The organism is Winslowiella iniecta (assembly GCF_001267535.1).
GTDB lineage: Bacteria > Pseudomonadota > Gammaproteobacteria > Enterobacterales > Enterobacteriaceae > Erwinia > Erwinia iniecta.
On record NZ_JRXE01000003.1, the window covers coordinates 137,575 to 146,772 of the forward strand.

9 protein-coding genes are annotated in these 9,198 nt (G+C 54.5%); 7 read left to right on the forward strand and 2 right to left on the reverse strand.

What is annotated here, in order from left to right:
* From yegS to NG42_RS02900, 7 genes are all read left to right on the forward strand, one after another.
* Positions 1–578, forward strand: a 578-nt coding sequence (gene yegS, locus NG42_RS02870) for a lipid kinase YegS (protein ID WP_072133742.1), incomplete at its 5' end; no start/stop codon positions are given.
* A gap of 144 nt (positions 579–722) precedes the next feature.
* A complete protein-coding gene (locus NG42_RS02875; RefSeq protein ID WP_072133297.1) occupies positions 723–1,037 on the forward strand; it encodes a DUF2645 family protein in 315 nt (104 codons plus the stop codon).
* 192 nt (positions 1,038–1,229) lie between these two features.
* The gene (gene manD, locus NG42_RS02880) at positions 1,230–2,444 is read left to right on the forward strand and encodes a D-mannonate dehydratase ManD (RefSeq protein WP_052897626.1); all 1,215 of its coding nucleotides are present in this window, start codon (positions 1,230–1,232) and stop codon (positions 2,442–2,444) included.
* A gap of 10 nt (positions 2,445–2,454) precedes the next feature.
* Entirely contained in the window at positions 2,455–3,465 is a 1,011-nt protein-coding gene (locus tag NG42_RS02885; protein ID WP_052897628.1) for a Zn-dependent oxidoreductase, read from the forward strand.
* Positions 3,466–3,540: 75 nt separating this feature from the next.
* Positions 3,541–4,824, forward strand: a complete 1,284-nt coding sequence (locus NG42_RS02890; RefSeq protein ID WP_052897631.1) for an MFS transporter — start codon at positions 3,541–3,543, stop codon at positions 4,822–4,824.
* A 45-nt stretch (positions 4,825–4,869) separates the two neighbouring features.
* A complete protein-coding gene (locus tag NG42_RS02895; protein ID WP_052897634.1) occupies positions 4,870–6,315 on the forward strand; it encodes a mannitol dehydrogenase family protein in 1,446 nt (481 codons plus the stop codon).
* A gap of 89 nt (positions 6,316–6,404) precedes the next feature.
* Positions 6,405–7,091 carry a GntR family transcriptional regulator gene (locus NG42_RS02900; RefSeq protein ID WP_052897637.1) on the forward strand — a complete coding sequence of 229 codons (687 nt, stop codon included), beginning with the start codon at positions 6,405–6,407 and terminating at the stop codon, positions 7,089–7,091.
* Between the two features lie 62 nt (positions 7,092–7,153).
* Here NG42_RS02900 and fbaB read toward each other — a convergent pair whose 3' ends face one another.
* Positions 7,154–8,206: a class I fructose-bisphosphate aldolase gene (gene fbaB / locus NG42_RS02905; RefSeq protein ID WP_052897640.1), complete on the reverse strand. Its 1,053-nt coding sequence runs from the start codon at positions 8,204–8,206 to the stop codon at positions 7,154–7,156.
* Between the two features lie 161 nt (positions 8,207–8,367).
* On the reverse strand, positions 8,368–9,168 hold the full coding sequence (gene thiD / locus NG42_RS02910) for a bifunctional hydroxymethylpyrimidine kinase/phosphomethylpyrimidine kinase (protein ID WP_052897643.1): 801 nt from the start codon (positions 9,166–9,168) through the stop codon (positions 8,368–8,370).
* Positions 9,169–9,198: the final 30 nt, after the last annotated feature.

The following is a 9,198-nucleotide window of genomic DNA, read 5'->3' on the forward strand; positions in this document are numbered from 1 at the left end:
ATATGGAACAGGCATTAAGACTGGCGATTGTCGGCAAAGCGGTTAGCATCGATCTGGCCTGTGTTAATCAGCAGCGCTACTTTATTAATATGGCAACCGGCGGATTTGGCACGCGTATTACCACAGAAACGCCGGAGAAACTGAAATCCGCGCTGGGCGGTGTCTCCTATTTTATTCACGGCCTGATGCGTATGGATCAGCTAAAAGCCGACAGCTGTGAAATTCAGGGGCCGGATTTTACCTGGCAAGGGGATGCGTTAGTGATTGGCATTGGTAATGGTCGTCAGGCGGGCGGCGGTCAACGTTTATGCCCGAGCGCGTTGATTAATGATGGCGCGCTGGAGCTGAGTATCGTTACCTCGCAGGAAATCCTCCCTACCCTGCTGCACTCATTAACCCGTGATGATGACAATCCGAATATGGTCACCGCCTCACTGCCGTGGCTGACCATTCGTTCGCCGAACGAAATGACGTTTAACCTCGACGGCGAACCGCTAAGCGGCAGCGAATTCCGCATTGAAGTGCTGCCGGATGCGCTGCAATGCCGTTTGCCGCCTTCCTGTGAATTGCTGGCTTAATTATTATGCGGCCTTCCTCAGTGATTGGGGAAGGCAGGCGATTCAGGCAATCTCTTGATATAAATATCAAATAAATTATAGTTCTTATGGCAGACGTATACTGGAGAAGAAGGTAACAATAAATATGATTATGGCAGCATATTAATGAACTGGAAAAAGTTCACTCTAAGTATTATTAGCCTTTTACTTTGTCTATTCTTTATTTTTTACTACTCTTATTTCAAAGAAGAACTTTATATCGACGGCGATGAGATCAAAAACGTTTGCGATGCACGGCGGGTGTTTGTCGTCGATGATATTCGTGACTTCACTGCCCCGCTTAGTTTATTAATAATTTCACCGTTTATTTTCTTTAGCCTGAAAAAAAGTACGCGTTGCGGATATTTAACGTTGATCACGCTATTTTTATTCTGCCTGTGGTTCTGGCGATTTTTTGGCAGATTCCTGTGGTGTAGTTAGTGGGTTAATTATTCAACTGCCAGTATCCCATTTTCGGTTACCGTCCTGATGGCATGCAGGATGCAAAAATGTGTCCCAAGCGGTTAACTGACTGACAACGTGATCGACGCCGCAAATCTGAGCGAGCAACTTGTATGGTAGTATAATTGCGCGTAGTTTTTCATCATCGAACGCAGTCACAGGGTTATCGAGATGAAAATTGTTAATGCCGAAGTATTTGTCACCTGTCCGGGAAGAAACTTCGTCACCGTTAAAATTACCACCGATGAAGGCCTGACCGGCATCGGCGATGCCACGCTAAATGGCCGTGAACTGCCGGTGGCGTCGTATCTGAAAGATCATATCTGTCCGCAGCTGATTGGCCGCGATGCCCATCAGATCGAAGATATCTGGCAGTTTTTCTATAAGGGTGCCTACTGGCGTCGTGGCCCGGTCACCATGTCGGCCATCTCTGCGGTCGATATGGCGCTGTGGGATATCAAAGGCAAAGCCGCCAATATGCCGCTGTATCAGTTGCTGGGCGGCGCATCGCGTACCGGCGTGATGGTCTATTGCCACACCACCGGTCACAGTATTGATGAAGTGATGGACGACTACGCACGCCATAAAGAGCTGGGGTTTAAAGCAATTCGCGCCCAGTGCGGCGTGCCGGGTATGAAAACCACTTACGGCATGGCGAAAGGCAAAGGACTGGCTTATGAACCGGCGACCAAGGGCAACTGGCCGGAAGAGCAGCTGTGGTCGACGGAAAAGTATCTCGATTTCACGCCAAAACTGTTCGCGGCTATCCGCGACAAATTCGGTTTCAACGAACATCTGCTGCACGATATGCATCACCGTCTGACGCCGATTGAAGCGGCGCGTTTCGGTAAAAGTGTCGAAGATTATCGTCTGTTCTGGATGGAAGATCCGACGCCAGCAGAAAATCAGGAAAGCTTCCGTCTGATTCGTCAGCATACCGTCACGCCGATTGCGGTCGGTGAAGTGTTTAACAGCATCTGGGACTGTAAACAGCTGATTGAAGAGCAGTTAATCGACTATATCCGCACCACCATTACCCATGCCGGCGGTATTAGCGGCATGCGCCGCATTGCCGACTTCGCCTCGCTGTATCAGGTGCGTACCGGCTCCCACGGCCCTTCCGATTTATCGCCCATTTGTATGGCGGCAGCGCTGCATTTCGACCTCTGGGTGCCGAACTTTGGCGTGCAGGAGTATATGGGTTACTCCGAACAGATGCTGGAAGTGTTTAACCACAGCTGGAGCTTTGATAACGGCTATATGCATCCGGGTGAAAAACCGGGTCTCGGCATCGAATTCGATGAAAAGCTGGCGGCGAAATATCCCTATGAGCCCGCGTATTTGCCGGTGGCGCGTCTGGAAGACGGCACCCTGTGGAACTGGTAAGGAGACGAGAATGAAAAGCGTAGTGATTGAACGTCCCGGCAGCTTAACCATTGAAACGCGCCCGCTGCCGCAACCCGCAGCGGGTGAAGTGCGGGTCAAAGTGCAGTATGCCAGTATCTGCGGTTCTGACGTGCATATCTGGCACGGCCATAATCCTTTTGCGCGCTATCCACGCGTTATTGGCCACGAATTTTTTGGCCGGATTGATGCAGTTGGTGAGGGTATCGACAGTCGCCGCATCGGCGAACGCGTGGCGGTCGATCCGGTGGTCAGTTGCGGACACTGTTATCCCTGCTCGGTGGGTCGTCCCAATGTCTGTAGCGAATTGCAGGTGATTGGCGTGCATCGCGACGGTGGCTTTAGCGAGTATGCGCTGGCACCGGCGGACAACGCCTGGCCGTTACCAGAAAGCATTCCCGATACGCTGGCCAGCCTGGTAGAGCCGTTTACCATTGCCGCCAATATCACCGCTTTCCTGCAACCCACCGCTAACGATATCGCGTTGATTTACGGTGCCGGTCCGATGGGCCTTACCGCGATTCAGGTGCTGAAAGGGGTGTATGGCGTACAACAGGTGATTGTCGTTGACCGTCTGCCAGAACGGCTGGCGCTGGCGCAACAAAACGGCGCAGACCGGATGATTGATAATAGCCAGCTGCCGCTTGATGCCCAGCTGGACGGCATTAAGCCGACGCTGATTATTGATGCCGCCTGCCATCCGTCGATTTTAGCCGAAGCGGTGGCGCTCGCCTCCCCGGCGGCGCGTATCGGCCTGCTGGGTTTCTCCGGCGAGCCTTGCACCCTGACACAACAGAGTCTGACCAGCAAAGAGCTGTCACTGTTTACCTCGCGACTGAACAGCAAACGTTTTCCGCAGGTGATCGGCTGGATAGAACAGGGATTGCTTCAGCCGGAGAAGCTGGTCACCCACACCTTTGCGCTCAGTGAGATTGAACAGGCAATGACGCTGTTTGAAAAGCAGCCGCGTCACTGCTGCAAAGTCATTTTAAAAGTGGATTAATTTTACCTGCCGCCGGTGTTTGCCGGTGGCCACCAGGCCTGCTGTCCCTATAATTAAAACGGTTACGGAGTCATCATGTTCAAGAACCTGCGCTGGACAATCGTGCTGCTGTTATTTTTGGTCTACATGATCAATTACCTCGATCGTGTCGCCCTGTCACTTACCGTCCCGATGATCGAAAAAGATCTGCTGCTGAATGCTGAACAGTTCGGCATGATTTTCGGCAGCTTCTTTTTTGGTTATGCGCTGTTTAACTTTATTGGCGGCCTCGCGACCGATAAATATGGCCCGACGCTGGTACTCGGTGTCGCGGTCGGGATGTGGTCACTGTTTTGTGGCCTGACGGCAGTTGCCACCGGTTTCTGGTCCATGCTGATTCTGCGCGTGCTGTTTGGTATGGCGGAAGGCCCGATTTGCGCCTCGGCCAATAAAGCCATTAACGGCTGGTTCCCGAAAAAACAGGCCGCAACGGCGATGGGCTTTCTCAGTGCCGGTTCGCCGCTGGGCGGTGCGGTAGCCGGGCCGATTGTCGGCTATCTGGCGCTCTCCTTTGGCTGGCGTCCGGCGTTTATGATTATCTGCTCGATTGGTATTGTCTGGATGGTGTTCTGGTTCTTTATCTCGGCGGATAATCCGGCCAAAAGCAAACTGGTTTCGGCGAAAGAGCGCGAACTGATCGAGCAGATGAAACAGGAGTCCATCAGTGCAGAAGAGGATCTCGCCCAGTCGGCGCATGGCCTCGGTTACTATTTGCGTCAGCCGGTGATTCTGGTCACTGCCTTCGCCTTCTTCTGCTACAACTACATTCTGTTTTTCTTCCTCAGCTGGTTCCCGGCTTATCTGGTGCAGGCGCATAACCTCGATATTAAGTCGATGAGTATTACCACCATGATCCCGTGGATTGTCGGCTTTGTTGGCCTGGCTCTGGGCGGATTGATTTCCGATAAGATCTTTAAGATCACCGGCAGGCTGCTGCTGTCGCGAAAAATTGTGCTGGTGGTCTCGTTACTGGCGGCGGCGATTTGTGTGGCGCTGGCCGGCACGGTACAAGGGGTCACTTCCGCCGTGGTGCTGATGTCGGTTTCCATCTTCTTCCTGTATATCACCGGCGCGATTTACTGGGCGATTATTCAGGATGTGGTGCATAAAAGCCGTGTTGGCGGCATCAGCGGCTTTATTCATCTGATCGGCAGTATTTCCGGCATTATCGGCCCGATCGCTACCGGTTATATCGTGCAGAACACCGGTAAATTTGACAGCGCTTTTGTGCTGGCAGGGGTGATTGCCGCACTTGGTGCCATGCTGGTGCTGTTACTGATTAAAAGCCCGAAAGCGCCCACTCAGCCGGTTTCGGCCTGATTATTCAGGGCGCGGCGTGCGCCCTGCTCTGGATAAGGATTGATTATGTTCTCCGTCGAACTGCTTCCGACTTATGACCGTTCCGCGCTGCGCACCCGCATCGTCCACATCGGTTTTGGTGCCTTTCATCGCGCTCATCAGGCGCTGTGCTGCGATAAACTGGCCAGCGACCACCGCAGCGACTGGGGTCTCTGCGAAGTGAATCTGAACAGTGGCGAACTGATTGCCGCGCTGCGCGAGCAGTCGCTGCTGTACAGCGTCACGGAAATGGCTGATGACAGTCTGTCGACCCGGGTGATTGGCGTGGTGAAACATGCGCTGCATGGCCAGAGTGAGGGGATTGACGCAGTGATTGAAGCGATGAGTCAGCCGGATGTGGCGATTATTTCGATGACGGTGACGGAAAAAGGTTACTGCCATCATCCCGCCAGCGGCCAGCTGAATCTGCAACATCCCTCGATTCAGCATGATGTCCGCCAGCCCGATGCGCCGGTTTCACTGCCCGGCCTGATTATCGCGGCAATTAAACGCCGTCGCCAGCGCGGTTTAGCCCCGTTCAGCGTGATGTCCTGCGACAATATGCCGGAAAACGGTCGCGTTACCCGTCAGGTGGTGATACAGCTGGCGCAGCAACAGGATAGCGCGCTGGCAGAGTATATCGCTGAGCAGATAGCTTTTCCGTCCACCATGGTCGACCGCATTGTTCCGGCGATGACGCCAGAAACCTTAAGCGCGGTCAGTGACAAACTGGGCTGTCGCGATGAGGTCGCGGTAGTCTGTGAGCCGTTTTTCCAGTGGGTCATTGAAGACAATTTTGTCAGCGGCCGCCCGGCGTGGGAAAAAGCGGGCGCAGAGCTGGTAGCCGACGTGCTGCCGTTCGAAGAGATGAAACTGCGGATGCTAAATGGCAGCCACTCCTTCCTGGCTTACCTCGGCTATCTGGCGGGTTATCAGCATATCAGCGACTGCATGGCGGATGAAAACTTCCTGATCGCTGCCCGTCAGCTGATGCTGGCCGAGCAGGCACCGACGCTAAGGACTACTGACGTTGACCTGCCCGGTTATGCAGACTCCCTGATTGCCCGCTATCAGAATCGGGCGATTAAGCACCGCACTTACCAGATTGCCAGCGACGGCAGCCAGAAACTGCCACAGCGCTGGCTCGACAGCATGCGCTGGCACCTGAAAAATGGCAGTCGATTTGATCTGCTGGCGCTCGGCGTGGCGGGCTGGATGCGCTATATCGGCGGCGTCGATGAGCAAGGCGCAGCCATTATCATCAACGACCCGTTAAAAGATGAATTCGCCCAATGCGTTGCCGCCACGCCGGATGGCCCGGCACGCGTTCAGGCACTGCTGTCGCTGGAGGCGATTTTTGGCAGTGAGCTGGCAACCAGCCCGTTGGTGGCTGAACGCGTCGCTACATTCTATAAACAGCTGCAAACCCAAGGGGCCAGAGAGACGGTGAAGCAGTTGATTAGCCACTACTAAAAGCGCTGGCGCTGGCGCTCCGGGCTGTTTAGACTGAAAGCTTTCCAGCCTGGTTGACCACTGCGTTAGCCGCAAAAAGGATGTTGCTGATGTCGATCCCCTACACCATAACTGCCAGCGAACCGGTTAATCAGCAGATTTACCGCTTTTTGCGCCAGGATATCGTCACCTGCGCTATTCATCCTGGTGCGTTGCTGTCGGAGAAAGAGGTCTCCACCCGGTTTAATGTCTCGCGCCAGCCGGTGCGGGAAGCCTTTATCAAACTGGCAGAAGCCGGACTGGTACAGGTGTTGCCGCAGCGCGGAACCTTTGTGCGCAAAATCTCTGCACAGCGCGTGGCCGATGGGCGTTTTATCCGTGAGGCGGTCGAAGTGGCGGTCGTCCGCCGCGCGGCGTTACAGGCTGATCCGGCCGCGTTAGCCGAGCTGGAGCACAATTTACAGTTGCAGCGGCTGGCCGCTCAGCGCCATGACAGTCAGGCATTTTTACTGCTGGATGATGAATTTCACCGGCTGATTGCGCAAAGCATTCAGTGTGAACTGGCCTGGGAAACGGTGGAAAATATTAAAGCGACCATGGATCGCGTGCGCTTTCTGACACTCAGTGAAGTGTCACCGCCGGAAAGTTTAATTGAACAACATCAGCTGATTTATCAGGCGATTGTTGATGGCGATGCCGATGCCGCCGAAAGCGCCCTGCGCCGCCATTTGCAGGAGATGATTTTCTCGATAACGCCAATTGCTGAACAGAATAGCGAGTGGTTTGAGCAGGTGTAACACCATCATTGTGGCGGTGAAAATCTTTGCTACGGGCGGCGAGAACACCGCCCGAAAAACGGTTACGCGAGGGTGACATCTTTTGACAGATACACATCCTGTACTGAATTAATCAGCGCCACGCCGTCTTTCATCGACTTCTTAAACGCTTTACGTCCCAGAATCAGCCCCATACCACCGGCACGTTTATTGATTACCGCAGTACGCACCGACTCGGCGATATCGGTATCACCGGAAGCCGCGCCACCGGAGTTAATCAATCCGGCACGGCCCATATAACAGTTGGCTAACTGGTAACGCACCAGGTCAATCGGGTTTTCACTGGTCAGTTTGCTGTAAACGCGCTCATCGGTATAACCGAACTTCACCGCCTGATAGCCGCCATTGTTTTCCGCCATTTTCTGCTTAACAATATCCGCGCCAATGGTGGCGGCCAGATGATTAGCCTGACCGGTCAGGTCTGCGCTGGCGTGGTAGTCAGTGCCATCCTTTTTAAATTCATTATTACGCAGATAAGCCCACAGCACGGTCACCATCCCCAGCTCATGCGCCCGCTCAAAGGCGGCGGAGATCTCTTCAATCTGTCGACGCGACTGCTCAGAGCCAAAATAGATCGTGGCACCGACCGCCACCGCGCCGAGGTTAAACGCCTGCTCGACGCTGGCATACAGCGTTTGATCATACTGGGTCGGATAGCTCAGCGTCTCATTATGGTTCAGCTTGACCATAAACGGGATGCGATGCGCATAGCGACGCGACACCGAAGCCAGCACGCCGTAGGTAGAGGCCACACAGTTACAGCCAGCTTCAATCGCCAGCTCAACAATATTCTTCGGATCAAAATAGAGTGGGTTCGCCGCAAACGAGGCCGCCGCCGAGTGCTCTACGCCCTGGTCAACCGGCAGAATCGACAGATAGCCGGTGCCCGCCAGCCGCCCGGTGTTGTACAGCGTTTGCATATTGCGTAACACGGCAGGAGAACGGTTGTTATCGATCATCACGCGATCGACATAATCCGCGCCTGGCAAATACAGGCTTTCCGCTGGAATGGTCATGCAGCGATGTTGCAGAAGGTGATCAGCTTCTTTGCCCAATAACTGTACGATGTCCGTCATGCTAGCTCCTGAAAGATAAGTGATGGGCCGAATTTCTTCGGCCCGACCGTCGACTGTCGCCGACCCACCTCAGCCTGGACCCAAACATGTGGTTAAGGCAAATTGCTGACTCCATTTTTCAGAACGATCCGCAGCAAAAATGGCAGTTTTGGCGTGATGCCCTACCACCAGCGATAAAAATGGTGCACTGGCCCAACGCCGCCGCCCACTTCCAGCGAATCAGCATGTTCCAGCGCGCCTTGCAGCCAGTGTTTGGCCACTTCAACCGTGGCCGCCCAGCTTTCATGCCGCGGGCGCAGCGCCGTCAGCGCCGCCGACAGGCTACAGCCGGTGCCATGGGTATGACGCGTCGCCACGCGCGGCGCGGTAAAGCGCTGCTCAAGATCGGCGGTGAACAGCCAGTCAGGGCTTTCATGCTCACTGAGATGACCGCCTTTCATCAGCACCGCCTGACAGCCCAGTTCCAGCATGGCGCGCCCCTGCGCCTGCATTTCCTGCTCGTTGCGCGCCATACGGCAATCCAGCAGCGCCGCCGCCTCCGGGATATTTGGCGTAATCAGCGAAACCTGCGGCAATAAGCGCTGACGCATGGTATCAATCGCTTTTACCGACAGCAGCGGATCGCCACTTTTTGCCAGCATCACGGTATCGAGAACCACCCACGGCAGCGCCGCCCGCTGCAAACTATCGGCGACCACATCAACGATATCACACTCCGCCAGCATGCCGATTTTTGCGCTATCGATGCGCACATCCGACAGCACTGAATCCAGCTGTGCAGCAACAAACTCTGGCTCAATGCGGTATACCGACTGCACCCCACGGGTGTTTTGCGCTACCAGCGCGGTAATCACACTGGTACCATAAGCGCCCAACGCCGAAAACGCTTTCAGGTCGGCCTGAATGCCTGCGCCGCCGCTGGGATCGGTACCGGCAATGGTCAGTGCGTTAATCCGTTTCATACCCATTCCTCCTTATCAAGCTGATAGAGT